Here is a 26,441-nt window from a genome sequence, read left to right as displayed (position 1 = left end):
ACCAACGATCGCCCCGGTCGGCGATGTCACGCCGCGCCGTAGGCACCGTAGTAGGTGTACCCGTACGCCTCGTGGGCCGGGTCCTGCCGTCGTGAGACGGCGGTGGCCACCACGCCGGTGGCCGTCCCCCCGTTGCGCTCGACCGTCTCGAGCGCCGTCTTCAGCGTCTCGTGACTGGTCGCCCCCAGCCATGCGCAGACCAGCACCGTGTCGACCTTCGGCACCAGCAGGCCGGCGTCGGCGACCTGCAGCAGCGGCGTGCTGTCGACCACGATCACGTCGTAGACGTCGCGAACCTCGTTGAGGAAGTCCTCGAAGCGGCGGGAGTCGACCAGCTCCGCCGCGGCCCCGGTCGGCTCGCCCGCCGGCACCAGCACGACGTCGGTCCCGACCTCGGCGGTGTCGTCGCTGCCGTCGAGGATCGCGCTCAGCGGCACCCGCCGGACGACGTCGGCCGGCTCGGCGACGCCGCGCAGGTACTCGCCCAGCCCGGGCGCGCCCTGGACCTGCAGCCGCGACGCCTGGACCGGGCGCCGCAGGTCGCACTCGACCAGCAGCGTCGAGCGGCCGGAGGACGCGTAGGCGGCGGCCAAGCCGGCCGCGGTGACCGACTTGCCGGCGCTCGGCTGGGCGCTGGTGACCAGCACGACCTTCGGCTCCTCGTCCGCGGTCAGGAAGCGGAGGTTGCGGCGGAGGACGCGGAACGGCTCCAGCTGCCCGGCCCCGAGCGACAGCCGACCGGTCTTCTTGTCGACCGCGTTGCCGAGCTTGTCGGGGATCGTGCCGACCAGCGGGGCGCCGGCGCCGCGCAGCTGGTCGACGCTCCGCAGGCGGCGGTCGAGCGTCGCCCGCAGGGTCACGATCAGGAGCCCGATCAGGAGCCCGACCGCGGCCCCGATCAGCGAGTTGCGGACCGGCTTCGGCGCGATCGCGCTGGTCGGGACGTTGGCCCGCTGGAGCAGCTGGATCGGCTGCGCGATCTGGGCCAGCGAGTCGAGCCGCGAGATCGTCGCCGCGTAGGACTCGCGGGTCAGGTTGCCGACGTCGGCCCCGTCGGCGCCGCTGCGACGGCGCTGGCGGTACTCCTTGCGCAGCCGCTCCGCCGCCTTCGAGTAGACCTGCCGCTGGCCGTTGATCTGGGTGGTCCGCAGGGCCAGCGCGAACGAGTCGGCGATCTTCGCCGCCTTCTTCGCGTCGTGGTCCTTGGCGCGGAGGAAGATGATGCCGGTGCCCGGGGTGATCTCGGTGTCGAGGCCCTGGGCCAGCTTCAGCGTGTCCTCGCCGGTGACGCCCGCCTCGGCCAGCCGCTTGGTGGCCTCCTGGACGACGTCCTGCCGCTCGAGGGTGTTCATCGCGGTGTAGGCGACCTGGTCGACCGTCTGCGCGACGCCGGCGCCGGAGTTGCCGGCGCTGAGGATCGAGCTGTCCTGCGCCTCGAGCCGGGCCTGGACCCGGGCCTCCGCCTCGAACGTCTGCGGCGTGGTGAGCGAGAACAGCAGCGCCGCGAGGACCCCGATCAGGGTCGCTCCCAGGATCACCGGGAGCCCGCGGAGGATGACCGCCTCGAGGCTCGCGGTCTGGCGGCTCAGCGGCGGCTCGGGCGGAGGAGTTGTGGCGGGACCCATTCGAGGGCGGCACGATACCAGCCGCTCCGACGGAGGTCGGCGGATTGGTCCCGCCCCGCCAAGCTCGTGGTACGACGGATCGGACCGTGTCCCACGGGCGCGCGCCCGCGAGCCGGCGCGCGCGTGTCCGCCGTCTACGGGCGCGGGCTGCGGACCGCCGCCTGGGCCGCCGCGACGCGCGCGATCGGGACCCGGAACGGCGAGCAGGAGACGTAGTCGATCCCCGAGTCGTGGAAGAACGCGATCGAGTCGGGATCGCCCCCGTGCTCGCCGCAGACGCCGAGCTTCAGGTCGAGCTTCGTCTTGCGGCCGAGCCAGGCGCCCATCCGCAGCATCTGGCCGACGCCCGGCGTGTCGATCGTCTCGAACGGCGAGCGGTCGAGGATCTTGAAGTCGATGTAGCGGGCGAGGATCTTGCCCTCGATGTCGTCGCGGCTGAAGCCGAGCCCGGTCTGGGTCAGGTCGTTGGTGCCGAAGCTGAAGAAGTCGGCGTGGTGGGCGATCGAGTCGGCCAGGAAGCAGGCCCGCGGCAGCTCGATCATCGTCCCGACGACGTAGTCCTCGCCGAGCGCCAGCCCGTGGCGATCGCCGACCGCGACCACGAAGCCGCGCATGATCTCCAGCTCGCGCTCGTAGCCGACCAGCGGGATCATCACCTCGAGCGCCGGCGCGGTCCCGGTCCGCTCCCGGACCGCGACCGCCGCGGCGAAGATCGCCTCGGCCTGCATCTCGAAGACCTCGGGGTAGAGCAGGCCCAGCCGGACCCCGCGGGTGCCGAGCATCGGGTTGGCCTCGGACAGCGTCTCGATCCGCTCGAGCACGTCGGCCAGCACCCCGACCCGGTGGTAGCGCTTGTCGGCGTAGGCCTGGTGCAGCTCCTCGCCGACCTCCTCCTTCTTGGGCAGGAACTCGTGCAGCGGCGGGTCGAGCAGCCGGATCGTCACCGGCTGGCCGGCCATCGCCTCGAACAGGCCCTCGAAGTCCTGCTGCTGGAGCGGCCGCAGCTCGGCCAGCGCGGCCCGCCGCTCCTCCTCCGCCTCGGCCATGATCATCCGCCGCATCTTCGGCTGGCGGTCGGCCTCCATGAACATGTGCTCGGTGCGGCAGAGGCCGATCCCCTCCGCCCCCAGCCGGCGGGCGCGGGCGGCGTCCTCGGGCGTGTCGGCGTTGGTCCGCACGCCCAGCACCCGCAGCTCGTCGGCCCAGCCGAGGACGGTCTCGAACCGCTCCAGCACCGCCGCCATCGCCGGGTCCTGCGACGGCTCGACCAGCGGCACGTCGTCGGTGGTGATCTCGCCGGTGGTGCCGTTGATCGCGATCAGGTCGCCCTCGTGGATCAGGACCTCGCCGATCCGCGCCACGTGGGCGGCCAGGTCGACCTGGAGCGCCGTCGCGCCGCAGACGCACGGCTTGCCCATCCCGCGCGCGACCAGCGCCGCGTGGCTGGCCTTGCCGCCCTCGCTGGTCAGGATCCCCTGGGCGGCGTGGAAGCCGGCGACGTCGTCGGCCTCGGTGAAGGGCCGCACGAGGATCACCTTCTCGCCCCGCTCGGCGGCGTGGACCGCCTCCTCGGCGGTGAAGACCGCGGCGCCCTTGGCCGCCCCCGGCGACGCGTTGACGCCGGTCCCGAGCACCGTGTAGTCGGCGCTGCGGTCGAAGGTCGGGTGCAGCAGCGTCTCGAGCGCCTCGGCGTCGAGGGTCAGCAGCGCGGCGGGACGGTCGAGCAGCCCCTCCTCGACGGCGTCGACGGCGAACCGCACCGCGGCCTGGGCGGGGCGCTTGGCGTTGCGCGTCTGCAGCATGTACAGACGCCCCTCCTCGACCGTGAACTCGGTGTCCTGCATGTCGCCGTAGTGGCGCTCCAGCGTCCGCAGGATCTCCAGCAGCTCGCCGTGGGCGGCCGGGATCCGGTCGGCCAGCTCGGCCAGGTCCTGGGTGTTGCGGACGCCGGAGACGACGTCCTCGCCCTGGGCGTTGACCAGGAAGTCGCCCGACGGGGTGGGCTCGCCGGTGACCTCGTCGCGGCTGAAGGCGACCCCCGAGCACGAGCTGTCGCCCTTGTTGCCGAAGACCATCTGCTGGACGTTGACCGCGGTGCCCCAGTCGTCGGGGATCCGGTTGATCCGCCGGTAATGGACGGCCCGCTCGCCCATCCAGGAGTCGAAGACCGCCCGGATCGCGCCGTCGAGCTGGACCTGCGGGTCCTGCGGGAAGTCCTCGCCGGTGTGGTCGCGGTAGAGGGCCTTGAAGCGCGCCACCAGCTCCTGCAGGGCGGCGGTGTCCAGCTCGGTGTCGAGCGTCACGCCCCGCTCGCGCTTGAGCCCGGCGATCGTCTCCTCGATCGCCTCGCCCGGCACGCCCTTGACGACGTTGCCGTACATCTGCACGAAGCGGCGGTAGGAGTCCCAGGCGAAGCGCGGGTTGGCGGTGCGGGCGGCCAGCCCCTCGACCGAGGCGTCGGTCAGGCCGAGGTTGAGGACCGTGTCCATCATCCCCGGCATCGACTCGCGCGCACCCGAGCGGACCGAGACGAGCAGCGGGTCGCCGGCGTCGCCGAGCCGCTTGCCGGCCCGCTGCTCCAGCCGCGCGAGCGCGGCGGCGACCTGGTCGCCCAGGCCCTCGGGGTAGGCGCGATCGGCGCGCATGTAGGCGACGCAGGCCTCGGTGGTGATGGTGAAGCCGCCGGGAACCCGGTCGGCGCCGAGGATCCGCGTCATCTCGGCGACGTTGGCGCCCTTGCCGCCGAGCAGGTCGCGCTGCTCCTTGGAGCCCTCGGCGAAGTCCTGTACCCAGCTGGAGGCGGTCATGAGGCGGCGGATGGTATCCCCTGGCGGGGACCGGTCAGCCGGCGTCGGCCCGCAGCTCGACGCCGAGGTGGTGGGCCGCCAGGCCGCCGACCGCCCGGTGGACCTGGCGCGCGACCGCCGGCGGCGCCTCGGGCGCGTCCTGCAACGGCAGGCCGAGGGCCGAGATCATGAAGGTCAGCGATCCGGGGTCGATCGCGACCGCGCCGCTGCGGCAGGCGGCGCAGACCGCCCCGCCCTGGGCGTCGTCGAAGGCCACGAGCGCGTCGGGGCGCCCGCAGCGGACGCAGGCCCCGAGCGCCGGCTGCAGCCCGAGCGCGTAGAGCAGCTTCAGCCGGAAGGCCAGCTGCAGCCCCTCGTGGGCCGCGTCGGGGCGGCCGTCGAGCAGCGCCAGCAGGCTCCGCAGCAGGCCGTGGACCCGCGGCGCCGGCTCGTCGGGGACGCAGGTCCGGTCGACCGCGTGGCAGGCGCGCTGGGCGTGGTCGAGCGCGGCGTGGCTGGTCAGGATCCGGTGGTGGACGGCGACCGTGTCGGCGCCGACCACGGTCAGCAGGTCGCTGCGGCCCCGCTGCAGCTCCAGCCGGACCACGGCCAGCGGTTCGAGCCGGCCGCCGAGCTTGCTCCGCGGCCGCCGCGCGCCCTTGGCGATCGCCCCGATCCGGCCGTGCTCGGGGCTGATCGCGTGGAGGATCCGGTCCGCCTCGCCGTAGCGCATCGACCGCAGCACGACGGCCTCGGTGCTGAGCCGGCGGCTCGTCATCGCCGACCTACTATACTTTGTGAAGCAATGACCCAGCCCTCCGCGATCACCGTCTACACCACCGACGCGTGCCCGTACTGCATGCGGGCCAAGGCGCTGCTCGACCAGCGCGGCCTGGCGTACGAGGAGATCCACCTCGGCCGCGACCCGGAGACCCGGATCGAGCTCGCCCAGAAGACGGGGATGATGACCTTCCCCCAGATCCTGGTCGGCGAGACGGTCCTCGGCGGCTTCGACGAGCTGGCCGCCGCCGACCGCTCGGGCCGGCTGTCCGAGCTCACCGCCGCGGCCTGACCCGCGGCGACCGCGGCTTCGTCTGGCAGCGGTCGCAGCTGTAGGTGGCCCGCTGGGCCACCACCCGCTTGACCACCGCCGTCCCGCAGGCCGGGCACGGCTCGCCCGCACGGCGGTGGACGCGGAAGTCGTTCTGGAACCAGCCCTCGACCCCGTCGACGTGGCGGAAGTCGTCGATCGTCGCCCCGCCCGAGGCGATCCCGTCGGCCAGCGCCAGCTGGATCCCCTCGGCCAGCGCCGCGCACTGCGCCGCCGTCAGCTGCCCGCCCGGCCGCAGCGGGTGGACGCGGGCGTGGAAGAGCGCCTCGTCGGCGTAGATGTTGCCGACGCCGGCGACGATCCGCTGGTCGAGCAGCAGCCCCTTGATCGGCGCCCGCCGGCCCCGCAGCGCGGCCTGGAGGACCGGCCCGTCGAAGCCGTCGGCGAGCGGCTCCGGCCCCAGCCGCTCGTCGATCCAGCGGTCGGCCTCGGCGTCGCCGGCGAACCAGCGACCGGTCCCGAACCGGCGCGGGTCGCAGAAGCGAACGGTGCGCTCGCCGTCGAGCACCAGCCGCACCCGCTCGTAGGGCGCGTCGCCCTCCTCCGCGTCGACCAGCAGCACGCCGGTCATCCGCAGGTGCATCGCGATCGTGCCGCCGTCGGTCCGCCACAGCAGGTGCTTGCCGCGGCGGTCGATCGCGGTGATCCGGCGACCGGTCAGCGCCGCCTCGACCTCCGCCACCGGCTGCGGGGCGCACCAGCGCGGATCGTCGATCGTCGCCGCGGTCACGGTCCGCCCGACGACGAGCGGCAGCAGCTGGCGGCGGATCGTCTCGACCTCGGGCAGCTCGGGCATCCCCTGGAGCTTGACGGGCGCCGCGGCCGGGCGAGCGGCGATCGGGGTTCGCGCGTCTCCCGGGTGCGCTTGGCGATCGTTTCCATCATGGAAACGATCGTCAACGGGGGTCGGGGCGGGAGCGCCGACGGAGCGGAACGCCCGCCCGCAGGCCGTCCTCCGCTCAGCCGAGCAGCGGCCGGCCGGGCAGGCCCGGGGCGTCGCCGCCGGTCAGCCAGCGGAGGACGGTCGCGCCGACGTCGGCCAGGACGCCGTCGTGGCGGGCGCCCTCCACGACGGGCCCGCCCCTGGTCCCGCCGACGGTCGCCAGCAGCGGCGCCAGCTCGCGGGTGTGGTCGCGGTGCGGGGCGGCCGGGTCGACGCCGTGGTCGGCGGTCAGGATCAGCAGGTCGTCCGCCCCCAGCCGCGGCAGCCAGCGGGCGACGGCGGCGTCGATCTCGCGCAGGGCGCGGTGGAAGCCGGCCGTGTCCTTGCGGTGGCCGTAGCGCTCGTCGGTCTCGACCAGGTTGGCGAAGGCGAGGCCGGCGGGCAGCTCGTCCAGCAGCCGCTCGACGGTGGCGAGGGCGACGGCGTTGGTCGCGCCGGGATGGGTCGCCGTGAAGCCGCGGCCGGCGAAGACGTCGACCACCTTGCCGACGCCGTGGACGGCCTGGCCGGCCGCCAGCAGCTCGTCCAGGTACGACCGGCCCGGCGGCGGCAGCGCGACGTCGCGGCGGCCGTCGGTGCGGCGGAACGCTCCCGGCCGGCCCGCGAACGGGCGGGCGATCACGCGCGCCGGCCGTCGCTCCGGCGTCAGCGCGGCGTGGAGCCGGGCGCACAGCTCGTGGAGCGCCGGGGCCGGCCAGTGGTCGTCGTGGGCCGCCACCTGCAGGACCGAGTCGACCGAGGTGTAGAGGATCGGGTCGCCCGAGGCCAGGTGCTGCTCGCCCCAGCGCTCGATCGCCGTGATCCCGTCGGTCCGGGCGCCGGCCAGGAAGCGCACGCCCAGGGCCTGCCCCCACTCCTCGCGCTCGTCCGCCGCCACGCCCTCCGGCCAGGCCGGCAGCGGCCCCGGCGCGGCGACGCCCATCAGGCCCCAGTGGCCGACGATCGAGTCCTTGCCCGGCCCGATCGGCGCCAGCCGCCCGTGGACCACCGGCGCGCCGCTCGGGGGCACGCCGGCGATCGCCGTCAGGTGGCCGAGGCCGAGCGCCGCCAGCGTCGGCAGCGCCAGCCCGCCCTCGATCGCCGCCAGGTGACCGAGCGTGTCGCTGCCCTCGTCGCCGTACTCCGCCGCGTCGCTGGTGGCGCCGACTCCGCAGGCGTCGAGGACGACCACGAAGGCGCGGCGGCTCACCCCGTCCCCGTCCGGTCCGGCTCGCGGACGGTCCGCCAGTCGGGCGCGACCCGCAGCGACTCGAGGATCGGGCGGAAGACCGTCCGGTCGACCCGCCGGAAGTCGTCGGCCGGCGCGTAGGCGTCGACCACGATCTCGCGGCCGCCGACGAAGACGTGGACCGAGCGCACCGTCCGCCGCCGGCCGAGGACCGACTCGCGGCCGCGCAGCTCGATCGCCGGCAGCCGGTCGTAGCGGGTCAGGGCCGAGGCGATCGTGCGGTAGGTCGGATCGCGGGTCCGCGAGGCCGCCACCAGCCGCCGGCGGGCGGCCACCAGCTGCTCGTGGGTCCGCGGTCCGCGACGACCACGGGGGTAGATCCAGACCGAAACCACCGCCGGGCCGCTCGACGCCGAGGCACGCAGCGGGCGGAGGTCGTCGTCGGCCGCCTTGCGGACGCTCCAGGGATCCTCCGGCAGCCGCAGCAGGGTGCCGAAGCCGACGTTCTGGCGCGAGAACCGCTCCGGCGGCAGCGGCCGCACGAGCGACTGCGGGACCGTCGGGTCGCGGCCGACCCCGAGCGCGGGGAGCAGCAGCAGGAGCGCGGCGACGACGAGCAGGACCCCGGGGCCGATCCGCCGCCTTCCGGCGCCCGGCGCCCGTCCGGCCGCGCCGTCGCGGCGCAGGCGCTGGTTCGCCTTCGGCATGCGCGGACGCGGGACCACGGCGGCGATTCTCGCGGATCGGCCCGACCGACGGCGCAGCGGCCGTCGATCGCGCCCGGGCGCTCAGGCCCCGGCGTGCTGGGCCCGCGGGTGGGCGCTGCGGTAGACGTCCTGCAGCCGCTGGGCGGACAGGTGCGTGTACATCTGGGTGGTGGCGATGTCGGCGTGGCCGAGCATCTCCTGCAGCGTCCGCAGGTCGCAGCCGCCGGCGAGCAGGTGGGTGGCGAAGCTGTGACGCAGCGTGTGCGGGCTCATCCGGCCCTCGAGCCCGGCGGTGCGGGCGTGGCGCTGGACGATCTTGTAGAGCCCCTGGCGGCTCAACCGGCCGCCGCGGGCGTTGACGAACAGGGCCCGCTCGCTGCCGCCCCCGACCAGCCCGCCGCGGGCGTCGCGGAGGTAGCGGGTGACCGCCTCGACCGCCCGCCGCCCGACCGGCACCAGCCGCTCCTTGCTGCCCTTGCCGCGGGCCCGCAGCATGCCCTCCTCCAGGTCGACGTCGCCGACGTCGAGCCCGGTCGCCTCGCTCGCCCGCAGGCCGCAGGCGTACATCAGCTCCAGGATCGCCCGGTCGCGGAGGGCGATCGTCGAGACCTCGCCGTGGTTGGTCGGCATCGCCAGCAGCTTCGCCACCTCGGCCCGGGTCAGGACCTTCGGCAGCTGCTCGCGCTTGCGGGGACCGCGGACGTCGGCCGTCGGGTCGGCCTCGAGCAGGCCCTCGCGGCGGACGTGGCGGTAGAAGCTGCGCAGGCAGGCGGCCTTGCGCTGGATCGTGGCCGCCGCCGCGGGCCGCCGCGGGCTGCCGTCGGCGTTGGTGCCGCCGGCGGCCAGCTCGTCGAGGAACGCGGTGATGTCCTCGCTGGTGGCCTCCAGCACGTCGACGTCGCGGCCGTCCAGGAACGCGCCGTACTGCTGGAGGTCCGAGCGGTACGCCTCGAGCGTGTTGCGGGAGAGCCCGCGCTCGAACTCCAGGTAGGCCAGGAAGTCCAGGACCAGGCCGGTGATCTGACGCTGGGGTGCGGGCGCGGCGAGTGGCTGCATGGTCGCGGGCTCGATTGCTCGCGACCCCACCGGTCCCTTGCCGCTGCAACCGGCCGTGCGGCCGGCGCAAGCGGCCGTGCGCGGCGCCCGGGCCGGGCCGGCGCCTCAGCCCACGCCGGGCAGGCCGTTGGCCTTCGCCCACAGCAGCGCGATCAGCGTCTTGCCGTCGTTGGTGGCGGCGATCGCGCCGTCGAGGTCGTCGATCGGCCAGCGGACGACCTCGATCCGCTCGACCTCGCCGCTGTCGGCGTGCTGCTCGCGCAGGTCCCAGGCGCAGAACAGGTGGACCGTCTCGTCGAGGATCCCGACCGAGGGCTGGAAGGCGAGGATCGGCTGCCACGAGTCGGCGGCGCGGCCGATCTCCTCGGCCAGCTCGCGCTTGCCGCACTCGATCGGCGGCTCGCCGGCGACGTCGAGCTTGCCGGCCGGGATCTCCAGGCTGTCCGGGTCGTCGATCGTCTCGCGCGGCTGGCGGGTCAGCCACAGGTGCGTGCCGTCGTGGGCCAGGATCCCGACCGCGCCCGGATGGCGGACGATCTCGCGCTTGACCTCGTCGCCGTTGGCGAACCGGAAGCGGTCCTCGACCAGCCGCACGATCCGGCCGTCGTAGAGGACCTCGCCCCCGACCCGCTCGAAGCGGCGCTCCTCGGCGGTGCTCATCGCGGTCCCTCGCTGCTCACGGAGGCCATCCTCTCAGGCGTCGGCGGTGGTGGGCGCCGCGCCGGGCCGATGCTCGTCGACCAGCGCCAGCAGCAGGTCGAGGGTGGTCTCCAGCGCGGCCGCGGAGATCCGCTCGCCCGGCTGGTGCGCGCGCTCGTTGCCGCCGGCCAGGTTGACGGTCGCCAGGCCGGCCGCGTTGAGGACGTTGGCGTCGCTGGCCCCGCCGTCGGCGAACGGCCGCGGGGTCAGCCCCAGCCGCTCCAGCGCGGCGGTCGCGCGCAGCACCGGCTCGGCGGTCGCCCGGTGGCGGTAGGGCGCGAAGCGGGTCTGGAGCGTCAGGTCGAGGTCGACCGGCCCGGCCGCGTCGTGGGCGGCGTCGTGGAGCGTCGCCTCGAGCGCGTCGACCGTCGCCTGGAGCGTGTCGCGGTCGAGGCCGCGGACCTCGCCGACGATCCGGGCGTGGGGCGGGACGACGTTCGTCACCGGCTCGCCGTCCGGCGCCTCCTCGACCCCGCCCTCGATCGCGCCGACGTTGACCGTCGCGCCGCTCGGCAGCCGGCCCTGGGGCAGCGCGACGACCGCCCGCGCGGCGGCGGCGATCGCGCTCCGGCCCTCCTCGGGGGCGATCCCGGCGTGGGCGGCGCGGCCGCGGAAGCGGGCGTCGAAGCGGACGTGACCCGGCGCCCCGACGACGATCCCGCCGAGCGGGCTCGGGTGGTCGACCACGTAGCCGCAGGTGGCCCGCAGGCGGGCCGCGTCGAAGGCCTGGGCGCCGCGCAGCTGCGGCTCCTCCTGGACGGTCAGCAGCAGCTCGACCGCGACCGGCGCCGGCTCCCGCACCAGCCGCCGGGCCAGCACCAGCAGCGCCGCCACCGTCGCCTTGTTGTCGGCGCCGAGGATCCCGCCGCCCTCGTCGCGCCAGCCGTGCTCGTCGCGCAGCGGCCGGATCGGGCCGGCGACCGGGACGGTGTCGAGGTGGGCGCAGAGCAGGATCGTCGGCGGCTCCCCCGCCTCCGTCCCGAGAACGGGCGCGGCGGCCGGGATCCGGCAGAGCAGGTTGCCGGCGTCGCCGCCGATCCGGGCGCCGGCGTCGTCCTCCTCGACGGTCAGGCCGAGCCGCCGCAGCAGGTCGGCCGCGTGGTCGGCGCAGGCCCGCTCGCGGCCCGAGGGGCTCGGGATCGCGCAGAGCGCCGCGAAGACGTCGTGCAGGGCCTGCCGCTCGGCCGGGTCGGCCGGGCGGATCGGCGCGGACACGGGCGCGGGCCGCCGGTCAGCCGCGGGCGTCGGCCTCCTGGACCACGCTGGCGACGGTCACCTCGTCGGCCTCGCCGCGGCGCTCGCGGGCCTGCCGGTGGGCGGTGGTGACGAAGCCCTGGAAGATCGGCGACGGCCGCTCGGGCCGGCTCTTGAACTCCGGGTGGGCCTGGGCGGCGACGAAGAACGGGTGGTCGGCCAGCTCGATCGCCTCGACCAGGCGGCCGTCGGGCGAGGTGCCGCCGACGATCAGGCCGGCGCTCTCCAGCTTGCGGCGGAGCGTGATCGACACCTCGTAGCGGTGGCGGTGGCGCTCGTAGACCGTCTCCTCGCCGTACAGCTCGCGGATCCGGGTGCCGGGCACCAGCTTGACCGGGTCGGCGCCCAGCCGCATCGTGCCGCCGAGGTCGCGGACCTCCTTCTGCTCGGGCAGGAGGTCGATCACCGGCCACTCCGTCTCGGGGTCGAACTCGGTCGAGTTGGCGCCGGGCATGCCGGCCACGTGGCGGGCGAACTCGGCCACCGCGACCTGCATCCCGAGGCAGATCCCCAGGTACGGGATCCCCTGCTCGCGGGCGACCTTGGCGGCCAGGATCTTGCCCTCGATCCCGCGGCCGCCGAAGCCGCCGGGGACGAGGATGCCGTCGACGTCGCCGAGCCGGTCGAGGGCGACCTGCTCGTTCTCCAGGTGCTCGCTGTCGACCCAGTCGATCTCGACCTTGGCGCCGTCCCAGACGCCGGCGTGCTTGAGCGCCTCGGCGACCGACTTGTAGGCGTCCTCGAGCTTGACGTACTTGCCGACGAGGGCGATCCGTACCCGGCTCTTCGCCTCGCGGGTGCGGCGGACGACCTGCTCCCAGTCCGTGATGTCGGGCGCCGGGGCCTCCAGCCCGAAGTGCTCGAGGACCCGCCGGTCGACGGCCTCCTCGCGGTACCAGAGCGGGATCTCGTAGACGTCGTCGACGTCCTTGGCCGAGATCACCATGTCGTCCGGCAGCGCGGTGAAGAGGGCGATCTTCGAGCGGATGTCCTGGCTCAGGACCGCCTCCGAGCGGCAGAGCAGCATGTCGGGCTGGATGCCGATCCGGCGCAGCTCGTTGACCGAGTGCTGGGTCGGCTTCGTCTTCAGCTCGCCCGCGTGCTTGATGAACGGCACGAGGGTGAGGTGGATGAACATGCAGTTGCGGCGGCCGACGTCGGCCGGGAACTGGCGGATCGCCTCGAGGAACGGCAGCGACTCGATGTCGCCGACGGTGCCGCCGATCTCGCAGATGACGACGTCGGCCTCCGACGACTCACCGGCGAGCTTGATCCGGTTCTTGATCTCGTTGGTGATGTGCGGGACGACCTGGACGGTGCCGCCCAGGTAGTCGCCGCGCCGCTCGCGGCGGATCACCGTGTCGTAGATGCCGCCGGTGGTGACGTTCGACGCCTTCGACGTGTTGGTGCCGGTGAAGCGCTCGTAGTGGCCGAGGTCGAGGTCGGTCTCCGCCCCGTCCTCGGTCACGAAGACCTCGCCGTGCTGGTACGGCGACATCGTGCCCGGATCGACGTTGATGTACGGATCGAGCTTCTGGATGCTGATGCTGATCCCGCGCGCGACCAGCAGGCGGCCGATCGAGGCGGCGGCGATGCCCTTGCCGAGCGACGAGACCACGCCGCCCGTGACGAAGACGTACTTGGTCTGGCTGCGTTCGGGCACGGGCGGTCCTGGGCGGTCGCGATTGCGGGGCGGGCGGGCCGGCTCCAGCAGGCCGCGGCGGGGACGCGGGGGCTTCCCGGTCCGGACGCTCGACGCTCACCGACCACGCATGACGGTAGCGGGCCGTGCGGACGTCCCGGGCTGCGGGGGCGGCCGCCCGCGACCCCCGATCGCTCCCGGGACGCGCGGACGACCTGCAACCATCGGGAAACGGAGGCGCACGCCGGCCGCCCGGCCGGCCCGCCCGAATCGCTCGGAGGACCCCGTGACCGACCAGACCCCCACCGCCCCCGACCCGACCGCCGCCGCCAAGGACGACGGGACCTGGCGTCAGGAGCTGACGCCCGAGCAGTACGCCGTCCTGCGCCAGTGCGGGACCGAGCCGGCCTTCACCGGCCAGTACTGGGACACCAAGGAGGACGGCACCTACCGCTGCGCCGCCTGCCACGCCGAGCTGTTCTCCAGCGACACCAAGTTCGACTCCGGCACCGGCTGGCCGAGCTTCACCGATCCGATGGTCGCCGAGGCGGTCTCGCTCCACGAGGACCGCTCGCACGGGATGGTGCGGGTCGAGGTCAAGTGCGCCAACTGCGGCGGCCACCTGGGCCACGTCTTCCCCGACGGTCCCGGCCCGAGCGGCCAGCGGTGGTGCATCAACTCGGCCGCGCTCGACCTCCAGCAGCGCGAGGGCTGAGCCCCGACGCGGGCCTACGCCGCCCGCCGCAGCTCCTCGGCGTGGCGGCGGGCGCCCTTGTCGCCGTGCTCGCCGCCGAGCATCCGGACCAGCTCGCCGACCACCTCGCGCTCGGCCAGCCGCCGGACCACCGTCCGCGCCGGCTCGGCGTCGACGTCCTTCTCGATCGCGAAGTGGCGGTCGGCGAGGGCGGCGATCTGCGGCAGGTGGGTGATGCAGAGCACCTGGCCGCCCTCGGCCAGCGCCCGCAGCTGCTCGCCGACCGCGCGGCCGGTCTGGCCGCCGACGCCGCTGTCGATCTCGTCGAAGACCTGGGTCGCGCCCGAGCCGTCGCCGGCCACGGCCAGCAGCGCCAGCATCACCCGCGACAGCTCGCCGCCCGAGGCCGCCTCGCGGACCGGGGCCGCGGGCACGCCGGGGTTCGGGGCCAGCACCAGCTCGCACTGGTCGCCGCCGGTCGGGCCGGGATCGCGCGGGCCGACCTGGACCTCGAGCACCGCCGCCGGCATCGCCAGCTGGGCCAGCCGCTCCATCGTCGCCGCGGCCAGCGCCGGCGCGGCCTCGCGGCGGGCCGCGCTCAGCCGCTCGGCGAGCAGCGTCCGTCGCTGGCCGGCCTCGGCCAGGTCGGCCTCGGCCGCGGCGGTCGCGCCCTCGACGTCCTCCAGCTCGGCCAGCCGCGCGCGGCAGCGGTCGGCGTGGGCCAGCACCGCCTCGACCGTCCCGCCGTGCTTGCGCTCCAGCCGCGAGATCGCCTGCAGCCGCTCCTCGACCCGCTCCAGCTCGGCCGGATCGGCGTCGAGCCCGTCGAGGTGGCGCTGCAGCTCGCCGGCCAGGTCGTCGGCCTCGATCCGCAGCGAGCGCAGCCGCTCGCCGAGCCCGTCGAGCGCCGCGTCGACCCCGGCCACGCCGTCGAGCGCGGCCTCGCCCGCGACCAGCGCGGTGCCGGCGCCGCCCTCCTCGCTGCCGAGCGCCTGGGCGGCGACGAAGGCCGCCTGGCGCAGCGCCTCGACGTGGCGCAGCCGCTCGCGGGCGGCGGCCAGCTCCTCGCGCTCGTCGGCGCTCGGGTCGACCTCGTCGATCTCCGCCAGCTCGAACCGCAGCAGGTCGAGCTCGCGCTCGCGGGCGCCGGCCGCCTCGCGCAGCTCCTCCAGCCGGCGACGGGCGTCGCGCTCCGCCGCGTAGGCGGCCGCGTGCTCGGCGCGCCGCTCCAGGTGGCCGGCGCCGGCACCGCCGTGGGCGTCGCAGAAGCCGTCGAGCAGCGCCAGCTGGGCCGCCGGCGAGAGCAGCCGCCGGGCCTCGTGCTGGCCGTGGAAGGCGAGCAGCGCGGTGCCGACCTCGCGGAGGTCGGCGGCGGTCGCCGAGCGGCCCCCGAGGAACGCCCGCGAGCGGCCCTCGGCGGTCACGCGGCGGGCGAGGACCAGCTCCTCGGCGTCGGCCGGCAGCCGGTCGGCGATCTCCTCCGGCAGCTCGTCCGGCAGCGCGAAGACCCCCTCGACCCAGGCCTCGGCCGCGCCCGGCCGGACGATCCCGCTCCGCGGCTTCGCCCCCAGCAGCAGGTCGAGCGCGTGGGCGAGCACGGTCTTGCCCGCCCCGGTCTCGCCGGTGACGACGTTCAGCCCCGGGACGAGGTCCAGCTCGGCCCGTTCGATCAGCAGCAGGTTCTCGACGCGCAGCTCCAGCAGCACGCCGTGAGCGTGGCAGCGCGACAGGACGGATCGCCCCGTCGGCGGGCCGTCGCGCGGATTTGGCACAGAACCGGCACCGGATCGGCGCGAACGTCGCCGGATCGGCAGCGAATCGGCCGCGGCACGGCGGTCCCGCCCCGCCCCGCCTCAGCCGGCCAAGCGGCCGAACTTCTCGCGCAGGCGGCGGTAGAAGCTGGAGTCCGGCGTCTGGGCCAGCATCGCCGCGTCGCGCCGGAACCGCACGCCCATCAGCGCGTCGGCCGCCAGCAGCCCGCGGGGACGGCCGTCGACGACCAGCTCGACCGGGGTCGACGACCCGTTGTGCAGCTCCAGCACGCCCTCCGGCGAGACCACCAGCGCGCGCGCGGAGAGCGTGTGCGGGGCGATGAACGAGACCGCGTAGCCCTCGACGCCCCAAGCCAGCACCGGGCCGCCGTTGGCCAGGTTGTAGCCGGTGCTGCCGGCCGGGGTGGCGACCACCAGCCCGTCGCAGCGGACGTGGCCGACGTCCTCGCCGTCGATCTTGTAGCGCAGCGCCGCCACCCGGTCGCCGGAACGCCGGTGGACGCTGACGTCGTTGATCGCCACGTGCGAGCTGCCGTCGGGCAAGGTCACCTCGAGCGCCGGCAGCGGCAGCACGTCGAACTGGCCGGCCAGCGCCCGCCGCAGGCCCTCGTCCTGCTCGGCCGGCTCGACCGTCGCCAGGAAGCCGATCTCGCCGAGGTTGACCGCGAAGACCGGGACCTCGGTCAGCACCTGCCGCCGCAGCCCCTTGAGGATCGTGCCGTCGCCGCCGAGCACCACGCAGAGGTCGGCGTCGGCCCGCCAGGGCGCGTCGACGACGATCCCCGGGGCCGGCTCGAGGCCGTGCTTGGCCGTCTCCTCGACGTCGAACCAGAGCTCGGCGCCGGCCTCGGCGGCGATCGCCCGCAGCGCGGCCAGCGCGTCGGCGGCCTGGGTCGGGCGGCCGTGGGTCAGGACCGAGACGGTACGGGCGGGCGGGCGGCTGCTCACGCGTCCTCCCCCGGCTCAGCCGCGAGCGCCAGCGCCGCCAGGTCGTCGACGCCGCCGCGGGCGCCCTCGGCCAGCAGCAGGAAGGTCTCGCGGTTGCCCTTCGGACCCGGCAGGCCGGAGGGGGCGGCGGCCAGCACCGACCAGCCGCCGTCGCGGGCGGCGGTCGCGACGGTGACGATCGCCTCGCGCCGCAGCGCCGGGTCGCGCACGACCCCGTCGCCGATCCGGTCGCGGCCGACCTCGAACTGCGGCTTGACCATCAGCAGCGCGTCGAAGCGCGGCGCGACGATCGCGGCCAGCGCCGGCAGCAGCTTGGTCAGGGAGATGAACGAGACGTCCGCCACCACGAGATCGGGAGCGTACGGCAGCTGGTCGGCGGTGAGGTGGCGGGCGTTCTGGCGCTCGATCACCGTCACCCGCGGATCGTTGCGGACGGCCCACGCCAGCTCGCCGTAGGCGACATCGACCGCGGTCACCGCCGCCGCCCCCGCCTGCAGCAGGCAGTCGCTGAAGCCGCCCGTCGACGCGCCGACATCGAGCGCCCGGCGGCCGTCGACGTCGATCGCCAGCCGCTCGAGCGCGTTGGCCAGCTTGATCCCCCCGCGCGAGACGAACCGCGGCGGCGCGGCGGCCTCGACCTCGGCCCCCGCGTCGACCTGGGTCCCGGGCTTCAGCGCCCCCGGCCCCGACGATCCGCGACCGCCGATCCGGACGTCGCCGGCGAGGATCGCGGCGGCCGCCGCCGAGCGCGACGGGTACAGGCCCCGCTGGTGCAGGAGCGTGTCGAGGCGGACCTTGGCCATCGGCCGGCACACCGTACTGCCTGGGCGCGGCGGCGCCGCAACAGGACGGTCACATCGGCTGTGATCGACCGCACACCGGAACAGGCGTTCGTGCCCCAACATGGGTCTCGTCGTGAGCAGCACCCGCCTCATCTCCTTCCCCGCTCACGGGGCGATCGAGTTCCTGCTCGGTCTGGCGTTGATGGTCGCGCCGTTCGCCGTCGGGGCCGACCCCGCCGGCATCGTCGTCGGCTTCGGCTTGGGCGTCCTCGTCACCGGGGTCGCGCTCAGTTCGATCGGCAACGGTCCCCGCGGGATCGTGTCGGTGGCGGCGCACCAGGCGTACGACCAGGGCCTCGCCCTCGGCGGCGCCGGCGCCGCGCTGGTGCTGGCCCTCGCCGGTCAGGGCACCGTCGCGATCGCGATCCTGGTGATCGCCTCCGCGCTCTTCGCCCTCAGCCTCGCGACCCGGTACAGCGCTCGCTGACCGACCAAGACTTCTCCCAGAGCACGAAACGCAACATCACATAGCTGGACCCACACAGCACTCTCCTCCCCGAAACGGCCCGCTCTCGAGCGGGCCGTTTCACTTTGGCGGGGCGGCTAGCGCTGCTGCGGCCGGTCGTCGACCTTCACGTTCAGCGCCCCCTCGGCGCTGACGTTCAGGCTCACGCCGAAGCGGGTCGCGCCCACGGCGAGGGTGCAGCGGATCGGCTTCGCGGTCGGGATCTCGACCGTCTTCGGGCAGGTCAGGCTGTCGGCCTTCTGCCCCACCCGCTGCTCCAGGACCGCCTTCGCCTGGTCGGCGAGGACGCTGCCGATGGCCGTGCCGCCGACCGCCTTGACCTCGAACCGGGCGCGGTCGCCGTTGCGCTCGCTGACCTTGCCCTCCAGCCGCAGGACGGTGCCGCCGGGGTTCTTGCCGGTGCACGAGACCGGCGTGCCGACCTTCGCCTCGACGTCGTCCTTGCAGGTGACGTCGGTCAGCGGGATGCCCTTGGCCTTGAACTGCTCGGCGATCGTGCGCTCGACCTGGCCGGTGTCGAGCGTGTCGGTGCCACAGGCGGCGAGCGCGACGCTGCCGGCCGCGGCCAGCAGCAGCAGGGCGCGGGATGGCGCGGGCACGGCTACGCCTCGGCCGGCACGGCGTCGGTCACGCCGAGCGCCGCCGCCACCCGCAGCGCGACCGCGCGGCCGCTGTAGCCGACCTCGGCGTGCAGCAGTTTCGGGGCCCCGTGGGTGACGAAGCGGTCAGGCATCCCGATCCGGATCAGCTGCGTGGCCCCGGCGATCCCGGCGGCGGTGGTCAGCGCGATCCCGTGCTCCTCGGCCGCCTCGAAGACGCCCGAGCCGAAGCCGCCCGGCAGCACGCCCTCCTCGATCGTCACCAGCAGCTCGTGCTCGCGGGCCAGCGCGCGGACCAGCTCGACGTCGATCGGCTTGGCGAAGCGGGCGTCGGCGACGGTCGTCTCGATCCCCGCCTCGCGCAGCAGCGCCGCGGCCTGGAGCCCGACCTGGACGCCGGTGCCGTAGCCGAGGATCGCCACCCGGTCGCCCTGGCGCAGGACCTCGCCCTTGCCGATCTCCTGGACCAGCGGCCCGGCCGGCATCGGCACGCCGACCGCCTCGCCGCGCGGGTAGCGGAGCGCGAACGGCCCGTCGTGGGCGATCCCGGTGTGCAGCAGGTGGACCAGCTCGGCCTCGTCGCGCGGGGCGGCGATCACCAGGTTCGGCAGCGCCCGCAGGTACGAGATGTCGAAGACGCCGTGGTGGGTCGGCCCGTCGTCGCCGACCAGGCCGGCGCGGTCCATCGCCAGCACCACGTCGAGCTCCTGGAGCGCGATGTCGTGGACGATCTGGTCGTAGGCCCGCTGGAGGAAGGTCGAGTAGATCGCCGCGACCGGCTTCAGCCCCTCCAGCGCCAGGCCGGAGGCGAACAGCAGCGCCTGCTGCTCGGCGATCCCGACGTCGAAGTAGTGGGCCGGCTCGGCCTCCTGCAGCAGGTTGAGGCCGGTGCCGGAGTTCATCGCGGCGGTGATCCCGACCACCCGCCGGTCGCCGCGGACCTCGGCCACCATCCGCTCGCCGAAGACCTGGGTGTAGGCCGGCGGCTTCGGCGGCGCGTCGGGGTCGGCCGGGACCTTCGGGGCCGGCTCGCCGCCGACGATGCTGCCCGGCTTGGCCGCGTGCCACTGCTCCATGCCCGCCAGGCCGCCGTCCTCGGCCGGCGCGAAGCCCTTGCCCTTGACGGTCTTGGCGTGGACGACCACCGGCCGGTCGGCGGCGAACGCCTGCCGCAGCGCGGCCCGCAGCGCGCGGACGTCGTGGCCGTCGACCGGGCCGACGTAGGCCCAGTCGAGCGACTCCCACAGCTCGCCCTCGCTGTTGAGCAGCTTCATCGAGCCCTTGAGGGTCGGCCCGACCCGCTCGACCAGCCCGCCGACGCCGGGCAGGTCGGTCAGGGCCTCCTCGACCTTCTCGCGGCCGTGCCACAGCTTCGGCTTCAGCCGCACGCCCTGGAAGTAGCGGGAGAGCGCCCCGACGTTGGGGCTGATCGACATCCCGTTGTCGTTCAGGACCACGACCAGCGGCGTGCCGAGGCCGCCGGCCTGGTGGGCGGCCTCGAAGGCGACGCCGCCGGTCATCGCGCCGTCGCCGATCACGGCCACCACCCGGCCGGGGGTGCCGTCCTCGCCCGGAGCGCGGGCGGAGACGTCCTCCTGCTTCAGCCGCATCCCCTCGCGGAGGCCGACGCCGTAGCCGACCGAGGTCGACGCGTGGCCGGCGCCCATGATGTCGTGCTCGGACTCGAAGATCGCGCAGAACGGCGCCAGGCCGTCGTACTTGCGGATCGTCGCCAGCTGGTCGCGGCGGCCGGTCAGGACCTTGTGCGGGTAGGCCTGGTGGCCGACGTCCCACAGCAGCTTGTCGTGCGGGCTGTCGAGCATCGAGTGCAGCGCGACGGCGATCTCGCAGGTGCCGAGATTGGCGCCGAAGTGGCCGCCGATCTCGCCGACGGTGTCGATGATGTGCTCGCGCACCTCCTGCGCGACCTGCTGCAGCTCCTCCTCCGAGAGGCCGTGGAGATCCTGGGGGCGGTCGATGCGATCCAGCAGCCGAGTCATGCGAGCGTCAGTTCGTCCTCGTGTGGATGAAGTCGGTGAGGGTCCGGAGGTCGGGGGCGCCGGAGGGATCGGCGTCGTCGAGCGCGCTGGCGGCGGCGGCGTGGTGGCGCCGGGCCATCTCGCGCGCTCCCTCCAGACCGTACTCGGTCACGTACGTGCGCTTCCCGTGGCGCTCGTCGCTGCCCTGCGGCTTGCCCAGGTCCTGGGCGGTGCCGGTCACGTCGAGGATGTCGTCGACGATCTGGAACAGCACGCCGAGCTCGGTGGCGAAGCGGCGGTAGGGGTCGGCCCGCTCGCCGTCGAGACCGGCCAGCCGCACCACGCCGCCGACCGAGGCCCCGATCAGGCGGCCGGTCTTGAGCCCGTGGACGACCCGCAGCTGGGCGGCCGCGTCGCCGTCGCCCTCGGCCTCGATCCCCTTCACGTCGAGGAACTGGCCGCCGACCATGCCGTCGACGCCGGTCGCGTCGGCCAGCTCGGTCGCCGCCGCCAGCACCCGCTCGGCCGGCGGGCCGTCGGGGCGGGCGCCCTCGCGCAGCAGCAGGTGGAAGGCCTCGGCGTAGAGCGCGTCGCCGGCCAGGATCGCGACGTCCTCGCCGTAGGCCACGTGGCAGGTGGGACGGCCGCGACGGAGGTCGTCGTCGTCCATCGCCGGCAGGTCGTCGTGGATCAGCGAGTAGGTGTGGACCAGCTCGACCGCGGCCGCCAGCGGCAGCACGTCGCGGTCGTCGAGCCCGAGCGCGCGGGCGGTGGCGAGCGCCAGCACCGGCCGGATCCGCTTGCCGCCGGCCAGCAGCGAGTAGCGCATCGCCTCCTCGAGGCCGGCGACGCCGGCGCTGCGGGCCGGGAAGCGCAGCTGCTCCAGGTAGCGCTCGACGGTGTCGCGCAGGTGGTCGGGGTAGACCGGCGCCGGGGTCGCGGCGGCGTCGGCGGAGGGCGTGCCGGTCACTGGCCCCCACCCCCGCTCTCGCGCACCATCCGGTCGAAGGCGGCGCCCGCCTCGCCGGCGGTGATCGCCGCCTGCTCGGCCGCGGTCACCTGCGCGTCCGGCTCGGCCGCGTCGTCGGTCACCCGCCCGAGGGCGTGCTCCAGCCGCGCGAGCTGGATCTGGAAGTCGCGATCGGCATCGTCGGCCACCCCCACAGTGTGAAGGATCGGCGACGGGGCCGGCGGGGTCCTCGTCACGCTCGCCCGGCGGGCGGCTGTGGCGGCCGTCGCCTAGCCGGCGGCGGCGGGCGGCTCGCCGGCGGTCCGGTCGCGCAGGACCGCGGCCAGGATCCCGTTGACGAACTTCGGCGCGTCGCTGCCGCAGAACTTCTTGGCCGTCTCGACCGCCTCGGAGATCGCGCCCTCGGGCGGGATCGGCGTCTCGCCGGGGACGACCTCCGGGTAGAGCATCTCGAGCAGCGCGACGCGCATGATCGAGCGCTCCAGCGGGGCGATCCGCTCCAGCGTCCAGCCCTTGGCGTAGCGGCCGATCAGGTCGTCCAGTTCGTCCTGGTGGTCGGTCGTCGCGTGGGCCAGCGAGCGGGTGAAGAGCGCCGCTCGTTGGTCGAACAGCTCGTGCAGCGGCCTCCCCGTCAGATCGTGCTGGTAGACGGTGAAGACGGCCTCGCGCCGCTGCTCGCTCCTGCGGGACATGCAGCGGCGAAGAGTACGGGACGCCGGGGCCCGGGCGGTCCGCGGCCGTCAGCGGCGGCCGTCGCCGATCCCGTTCAGCCGATCCACGACCCTCGCCGCGTCGCCGCGCCGGTAGTAGTTGACGGCGATCAGGTTCGGCTGCCGGTGGCGCAGCCGCGCGCACTCGCGGGCGCGGGCCAGCAGCGACCGCTCGCCGTTGACCTGGTCGGCGAGCGAGGGCCGCGGCAGCGGGTCGGTGGTGATCCAGTGGTTGAGCAGCAGCAGCGGGGCGCGGGCCGGACCGCGCCCGGCCGCGCAGCTGGCGGCCCGGTCGCGGGCCGACGTCAGCTGGGCCGGACGGGCGAAGGCGTAGGGCGTCTCCTGGAGCGCGGCCGCGTAGGCCGGCCGGTACCAGGGCGCGGCGCCGGCCTGGTGCTCGGCCAGCAGCACCAGCCGCTGGTCCTGGTCGATCATCCGCCGCAGCGTCGGCCACGGACGGTCGACCGGGCCGCGGTAGGCCAGCCGCTCGAGCCCGGCCCGGCGGACGGCGGCCACGAACGCCGCCGGCGGCACGCCCTCGTCCTGGTTGATCACCACCACGACCTCGCCGGGGTGGGTGACGAGGAACCGGCGAAGGTCGGTCAGGACGCCGTCGAGCGCGGTCGCCCCCAGCTCGCAGAAGGAGTGGCAGAGGTAGATCCCGCGCGTGCCCTGGCCCGCGAAGCCGAGCCGGTCGCGCAGCCGCAGGGCGGCGTCGATCGCCTGCGGGCCGACGCCGTCGCGGGCGGCCTGCTCGCGGACGTCGCCGGCGATCACCGTCCGGTAGCGGCCGTTCGGCAGCCGGTCGGCGTAGTGGGTGTCGATCAGCAGCCCGCGGACGCCGTCCTCCAGCTGGCCGGCGATCGGCTTCTCCTGGAGGGCGGAGAACCAGCCCGGCAGCGGCGCCGACATCGAGTTGTGGGTGGCCAGCAGCGTCACCTGGTCGAGCCGCCGGTCGCAGAGCGCGGCGTGGCCGTTGCAGGCGGTCACCGGGCCGGCCGCCGGCGCGCTGGTGCCGCCGCCGGCCACGAACGCCGCCGTCGCGGCGAGCACCAGCGCGGTCGCCAGCGTCGCGACCGCCAACGTCCGCCGGCGGCCGGGACGGGCGGGACCGGCGGGACCGGCGGGCGGATGGTCGGCGTCGGCGCGCGGCCCGGCGGCGGGCTGGACCAGCCGCAGCAGGATCACCACGCCCTCGTAGACCAGGTAGGCGCCGCCCAGCGAGACCAGCAGCGAAAGCACCGCGTCGCGGGCGACCAGCAGCAGCACGCCGGCGGTCACCAGCGCGATCCCGCGGGCGGCGCGGCCGGCCGGGGTCCGCGGGTCGGCCCGCAGGCGGGCGCCGAGCCGCCGCAGCGGCTCGCCGAGCGGGGTCGGTCGCAGCAGCGAGGCGGCGGCCGCGGCGACGGTCGCCCCGATCGCCGCCACCAGCCACGCCTCGCCGCGGAGGTCGCCGAGGAAGGCGTCCCAGATCGCCCCGACCGCGGCCCGCTCCTGCGGCCCGTCGACCGCCCGCACGGCCAGCGTCCGCCCGATCGCCAGCGCCACCACCAGCAGCACCCCGGCGGCGGCGACGGCGACGCCGAGCACGACGATCGTCCGCCGCCGGTCGCGGGCCAGGGCCAGCGCCGCGGCGGCCAGCAGCAGCGCGCCCGCCAGCAGCAGCGCCGTCGCCAGCCAGGCGTCGTCGGCGGCCCGCGCCAGCTCGGCCGAGAGGTCGCCGACGTCGCGCCGGACCACCTCGACCCGGCCGGTCAGCTCCAGCTGGCGGGCGAGCTTCGGCTGCAGCCGCTCGAGCGCCGCGCCGGCGACGGTGCCGACGTCGGTCAGGGCCAGCGTGACGGTGTCGCTGGAGCCGTCGAGCAGCGAGCGGTGGAGGTCGCGGACGGCGAGCCGGAAGAGCCCGGTGAAGGCGCGGCTGCCGACGACCCCGTCGACGGCCGACTCGATCAGCGGCCGGGCCGCGATCAGGTCGGCCTGCTGGCGCAGGATCAGCTGGTCGGTGACCGCCTCGGCGGTCAGCGAGCGGACGCTGTCGTCGCGCAGCGCGGCGGTGGCGCGGTCGGCGAACTGCTCGTCGTCGGCGAGCGCGCGCTGGAAGTACCCGAGCGCCAGCCCGGCGAGCAGCAGCAGCGCGGCGGCCACGGCCAGGCCGGTGGCCGCGCGGCGGCGGAGCGCTGGGCGCACGGAGGGCAATCTACCCGCGGCGGCGGGCGCCGCGGGGCGGGTGCGGCGGTCGCGGGGCTAGGCCCGCGACATGTACTCGCCGGTCTCGGTCTGGACCTTGACGCGGTCGCCGACGTTGACGAACAGCGGCACCCGGATCTCGGCGCCGGTCTCGAGCGTCGCCGGCTTGTCGCCGCCGCCCGAGGCGGTGTCGCCGCGCAGGCCCGGCTCGGTGTGGGTGATCTCCAGCTCGACCGAGGCCGGCAGCTGGATGTCGGCCGGGCTGCCGTCGATGAACAGCAGGTCGACCTCGTCGTTGGCGCGGATGAACCGCAGCGCGCCCTTGACCGCCTCGACCGGGATCGGCAGCTGCTCGAACGACTCGCTGTCCATGAAGTGCGCGTCGGTGCCGTCCTCGTAGAGGTACTGCATCTTGCGCGCCTCGGTGTGGACGGCGCGGAACTTCTCGCCGGCCCGGAAGGTCTTGTCGATCACGTTGCCGTCGGTCGCCCGTCGGAGCTTCGTGCGGACGAACGCCGGCCCCTTGCCGGGCTTGACGTGCTGGAACTCCACGACCTTGTAGACGATCCCGTCCACCTCGATGTGGTTCCCGTTCTTGAGCTGGTTCGTACTGATCACCACTTGCCTCCTCGTCCGCGCTGCGGTCAAAGAGGGTAGCGGTGCGCCGCGATATTGCCGCGTGACCCTTGCTCGGAGAGATCCGGGTTGAATGGGAATCGTGCGCGCACTCTTCGCGACCTCCCCCGGTCTTGGCCATGTGTTCCCGACGATCTCCCTGGCGCACGCGCTGCGTGCCGCCGGCCACGAGGTGCTGGTGGCGACCCCGGGCGGCAAGGAGGCCGCGAACGCCGGCCTGCACGTCGTGGACACCGCGCCGGGTGTCGACATCGGCGCGGTGTTCCATCAGGCGGCCAGCGAGCAACCCGAGGGGTTCGACTACAGCACGGACGTCGACACCGAGAAGGGGTTGGAGTTCGTCGGCGCGATCTTCGCCAGGTTGTCCGGCGTGTCGGTGGACCTGGCCGTGTCGGCGGCCGAATCGTGGCGGCCGGACGTGGTCGTGCACTCGTCGATGGAGGGCACCGGGCCGCTGGTCGCCGCGAAGCTCGGCGTGCCGGCCGTGTCGCACGGCTTCGGGTTCACCGACGAGGCGTCGATGACCGAGGCGATCTTCGAGAAGATGGTCGAGGAACGCGAACGGCATGGCGTGCAAGGGCTTCCCGAGGTGCGCGAGTCGATCGACGTGGCGCCGCCGAGCATGGTCGACCGGCCGGTGCGGGGCTGGCCGATGCGGTACGTGCCGTACAACGGAGGCGCCGTGCTACCCGAGTGGGTGCTCGAACGGCCCGCGCGCCCGCGCGTCGCGGTGACCCTCGGCACGGTGCTGACCCAGGTCGGCGCGCTCACGTCGTTGACCAAGCTCGTCGACGTGGCACGGCATCTGGACGCCGAGTTCGTACTCGCCCTCGGCGACGCGGACCCGTCGCCACTGGGAGAACTGCCGGACAACGTGCGGGCGGCCGGGTGGGTGCCGCTGTCCGCGCTGCTGCCGACCTGCGCGGCGCTGGTGCACCACGGCGGGGCCGGCTCGACGCTGACCGCGATCGACGCCGGAGTCACGCAGCTCGTGCTGCCGCACGGCGCCGACCAGTACATGAACGCGGACGCCGTGGCGCGGCGCGGGCTCGGTCTGCGTTCGGAGCCGGATCAGGTGGACGCGGAGCTGATCGACCGCCTGCTCACCGACCCGGGGCTGGGCCGGGCCGCCTCCGAGGTGGCCGACGAGATCGCGACGCTGCCGAGGCCCTCCGACCTCGTGCCGAAGATCGTCGGCCTCGCCTGACTTAGCCAGGGTCAGTCGCGGTCGTCGCGCACCAGCACGTCGACGAGACCGGGGAAGCGCTGCTCCAGCTCCTCGCGGCGGAGGCTGATCCGCCGCTCGGTGCCCTCGGGCCGGACCCGGGTCAGGCCGGCCTCCCGCAGCAGCCGCATGTGGTAGCTGCCGGTCGAGTTGGGCAGGCCCAGCGCCTCGCAGATCTCGTGGCAGGGACGGGCGCGGCCGTCCGCCAGCAGCCGCACCATCTCCAGCCGGATCGGCTCGCCGACGGTCCGCAGGACGGTCGGCAGCTCGACCTGCTCGAGCGGCGGGACCGGGAACTTGTCGCGCAGGCGGGGAGTGGCCACCGACCTATGCTACAACGGTTCTTCCAAATCTTTGGAAGTTTGGATTCGAGGCCCTCCGTGTCCCAGTCGCCGTCCCGCCCCGCCCCCGTCCCCTCGCCC

Annotated in this window: 25 protein-coding genes; 4 read left to right on the top strand and 21 right to left on the bottom strand. The window is 74.9% G+C overall.

The window, feature by feature from the left end:
• Positions 1 to 26: 26 nt before the first annotated feature.
• The 3 genes from SH587_RS15990 to recO form a co-directional block, all read right to left on the bottom strand.
• Positions 27 to 1,625: a tyrosine-protein kinase domain-containing protein gene (locus SH587_RS15990; protein ID WP_320671636.1), complete on the bottom strand. Its 1,599-nt coding sequence runs from the start codon at positions 1,623 to 1,625 to the stop codon at positions 27 to 29.
• A 134-nt stretch (positions 1,626 to 1,759) separates the two neighbouring features.
• The gene (gene ppdK, locus SH587_RS15985) at positions 1,760 to 4,432 is read right to left on the bottom strand and encodes a pyruvate, phosphate dikinase (protein ID WP_320671635.1); all 2,673 of its coding nucleotides are present in this window, start codon (positions 4,430 to 4,432) and stop codon (positions 1,760 to 1,762) included.
• Between the two features lie 34 nt (positions 4,433 to 4,466).
• Entirely contained in the window at positions 4,467 to 5,189 is a 723-nt protein-coding gene (gene recO / locus SH587_RS15980) for a DNA repair protein RecO (RefSeq protein ID WP_320671634.1), read from the bottom strand.
• Between the two features lie 27 nt (positions 5,190 to 5,216).
• On the opposite strand from recO, the gene grxC reads away from it, so the two are divergent.
• Complete coding sequence (gene grxC, locus SH587_RS15975) at positions 5,217 to 5,483, top strand: glutaredoxin 3 (RefSeq protein WP_320671633.1); 267 nt, start codon at positions 5,217 to 5,219, stop codon at positions 5,481 to 5,483.
• On the opposite strand, the gene mutM is transcribed toward grxC, so the two are convergent.
• From mutM to pyrG, 7 genes are all read right to left on the bottom strand, one after another.
• Positions 5,467 to 6,318, bottom strand: a complete 852-nt coding sequence (gene mutM / locus SH587_RS15970) for a bifunctional DNA-formamidopyrimidine glycosylase/DNA-(apurinic or apyrimidinic site) lyase (RefSeq protein ID WP_320671632.1) — start codon at positions 6,316 to 6,318, stop codon at positions 5,467 to 5,469. The two genes, grxC and mutM, sit on opposite strands and share 17 nt — an antisense overlap.
• A gap of 163 nt (positions 6,319 to 6,481) precedes the next feature.
• Positions 6,482 to 7,654, bottom strand: a complete 1,173-nt coding sequence (locus SH587_RS15965) for a phosphopentomutase (RefSeq protein WP_320671631.1) — start codon at positions 7,652 to 7,654, stop codon at positions 6,482 to 6,484.
• Positions 7,651 to 8,358, bottom strand: a complete 708-nt coding sequence (locus SH587_RS15960) for a hypothetical protein (protein ID WP_320671630.1) — start codon at positions 8,356 to 8,358, stop codon at positions 7,651 to 7,653. Before SH587_RS15960 ends, SH587_RS15965 begins: the two co-directional genes overlap by 4 nt.
• Positions 8,359 to 8,421: 63 nt before the next feature.
• On the bottom strand, positions 8,422 to 9,396 hold the full coding sequence (gene xerD / locus SH587_RS15955) for a site-specific tyrosine recombinase XerD (RefSeq protein ID WP_320671629.1): 975 nt from the start codon (positions 9,394 to 9,396) through the stop codon (positions 8,422 to 8,424).
• Between the two features lie 105 nt (positions 9,397 to 9,501).
• Positions 9,502 to 10,056 (bottom strand): NUDIX hydrolase, encoded by a 555-nt coding sequence (locus tag SH587_RS15950; RefSeq protein ID WP_320671628.1) that lies wholly within the window; start codon positions 10,054 to 10,056, stop codon positions 9,502 to 9,504.
• Positions 10,057 to 10,089: 33 nt separating this feature from the next.
• The gene (locus tag SH587_RS15945) at positions 10,090 to 11,310 is read right to left on the bottom strand and encodes a M20/M25/M40 family metallo-hydrolase (RefSeq protein ID WP_320671627.1); all 1,221 of its coding nucleotides are present in this window, start codon (positions 11,308 to 11,310) and stop codon (positions 10,090 to 10,092) included.
• Positions 11,311 to 11,326: 16 nt separating this feature from the next.
• Positions 11,327 to 13,012 carry a CTP synthase gene (gene pyrG / locus SH587_RS15940; RefSeq protein ID WP_320671626.1) on the bottom strand — a complete coding sequence of 562 codons (1,686 nt, stop codon included), beginning with the start codon at positions 13,010 to 13,012 and terminating at the stop codon, positions 11,327 to 11,329.
• 265 nt (positions 13,013 to 13,277) lie between these two features.
• Between pyrG and msrB the strand changes: the two genes are divergently transcribed.
• Positions 13,278 to 13,706, top strand: a complete 429-nt coding sequence (msrB, locus tag SH587_RS15935) for a peptide-methionine (R)-S-oxide reductase MsrB (protein ID WP_320671625.1) — start codon at positions 13,278 to 13,280, stop codon at positions 13,704 to 13,706.
• A gap of 14 nt (positions 13,707 to 13,720) precedes the next feature.
• Here the strand turns inward: msrB and recN are convergent, their stop codons facing one another.
• From recN to SH587_RS15920, 3 genes are all read right to left on the bottom strand, one after another.
• Positions 13,721 to 15,391, bottom strand: coding sequence for a DNA repair protein RecN (recN, locus tag SH587_RS15930; RefSeq protein ID WP_320671624.1), 1,671 nt, complete (start codon positions 15,389 to 15,391; stop codon positions 13,721 to 13,723).
• 147 nt (positions 15,392 to 15,538) lie between these two features.
• A complete protein-coding gene (locus tag SH587_RS15925; RefSeq protein WP_320671623.1) occupies positions 15,539 to 16,405 on the bottom strand; it encodes an NAD(+)/NADH kinase in 867 nt (288 codons plus the stop codon).
• The gene (locus SH587_RS15920) at positions 16,402 to 17,208 is read right to left on the bottom strand and encodes a TlyA family RNA methyltransferase (RefSeq protein WP_320671622.1); all 807 of its coding nucleotides are present in this window, start codon (positions 17,206 to 17,208) and stop codon (positions 16,402 to 16,404) included. Before SH587_RS15920 ends, SH587_RS15925 begins: the two co-directional genes overlap by 4 nt.
• Positions 17,209 to 17,320: 112 nt before the next feature.
• Between SH587_RS15920 and SH587_RS15915 the strand changes: the two genes are divergently transcribed.
• Positions 17,321 to 17,674 (top strand): hypothetical protein, encoded by a 354-nt coding sequence (locus tag SH587_RS15915; protein ID WP_320671621.1) that lies wholly within the window; start codon positions 17,321 to 17,323, stop codon positions 17,672 to 17,674.
• A 116-nt stretch (positions 17,675 to 17,790) separates the two neighbouring features.
• Here the strand turns inward: SH587_RS15915 and SH587_RS15910 are convergent, their stop codons facing one another.
• From SH587_RS15910 to efp, 7 genes are all read right to left on the bottom strand, one after another.
• Positions 17,791 to 18,312, bottom strand: a complete 522-nt coding sequence (locus SH587_RS15910) for a DUF4333 domain-containing protein (RefSeq protein WP_320671620.1) — start codon at positions 18,310 to 18,312, stop codon at positions 17,791 to 17,793.
• Between the two features lie 2 nt (positions 18,313 to 18,314).
• Positions 18,315 to 20,312, bottom strand: coding sequence for a 1-deoxy-D-xylulose-5-phosphate synthase (gene dxs / locus SH587_RS15905; protein WP_320671619.1), 1,998 nt, complete (start codon positions 20,310 to 20,312; stop codon positions 18,315 to 18,317).
• A 7-nt stretch (positions 20,313 to 20,319) separates the two neighbouring features.
• Positions 20,320 to 21,261: a polyprenyl synthetase family protein gene (locus SH587_RS15900; protein WP_320671618.1), complete on the bottom strand. Its 942-nt coding sequence runs from the start codon at positions 21,259 to 21,261 to the stop codon at positions 20,320 to 20,322.
• Entirely contained in the window at positions 21,258 to 21,449 is a 192-nt protein-coding gene (locus SH587_RS15895; RefSeq protein WP_320671617.1) for a hypothetical protein, read from the bottom strand. Before SH587_RS15895 ends, SH587_RS15900 begins: the two co-directional genes overlap by 4 nt.
• 81 nt (positions 21,450 to 21,530) lie before the next feature.
• The gene (nusB, locus tag SH587_RS15890) at positions 21,531 to 21,953 is read right to left on the bottom strand and encodes a transcription antitermination factor NusB (protein ID WP_375341775.1); all 423 of its coding nucleotides are present in this window, start codon (positions 21,951 to 21,953) and stop codon (positions 21,531 to 21,533) included.
• A gap of 48 nt (positions 21,954 to 22,001) precedes the next feature.
• A complete protein-coding gene (locus SH587_RS15885) occupies positions 22,002 to 24,158 on the bottom strand; it encodes a phosphoinositide-specific phospholipase C-related protein (protein WP_320671616.1) in 2,157 nt (718 codons plus the stop codon).
• Positions 24,159 to 24,215: 57 nt separating this feature from the next.
• On the bottom strand, positions 24,216 to 24,776 hold the full coding sequence (efp, locus tag SH587_RS15880) for an elongation factor P (protein ID WP_320671615.1): 561 nt from the start codon (positions 24,774 to 24,776) through the stop codon (positions 24,216 to 24,218).
• A 100-nt stretch (positions 24,777 to 24,876) separates the two neighbouring features.
• On the opposite strand from efp, the gene SH587_RS15875 reads away from it, so the two are divergent.
• Positions 24,877 to 26,001, top strand: a complete 1,125-nt coding sequence (locus SH587_RS15875; protein WP_320671614.1) for a nucleotide disphospho-sugar-binding domain-containing protein — start codon at positions 24,877 to 24,879, stop codon at positions 25,999 to 26,001.
• An 11-nt stretch (positions 26,002 to 26,012) separates the two neighbouring features.
• Here SH587_RS15875 and SH587_RS15870 read toward each other — a convergent pair whose 3' ends face one another.
• Entirely contained in the window at positions 26,013 to 26,342 is a 330-nt protein-coding gene (locus tag SH587_RS15870) for an ArsR/SmtB family transcription factor (protein ID WP_320671613.1), read from the bottom strand.
• Positions 26,343 to 26,441: the final 99 nt, after the last annotated feature.

Origin of the sequence: Patulibacter defluvii (genome assembly GCF_034096925.1) — a bacterium.
Classification (GTDB): domain Bacteria; phylum Actinomycetota; class Thermoleophilia; order Solirubrobacterales; family Solirubrobacteraceae; genus Patulibacter; species Patulibacter defluvii.
Note: the sequence above shows the minus strand (reverse complement) of the source record. Positions and strands in the feature narration are given on the sequence as shown.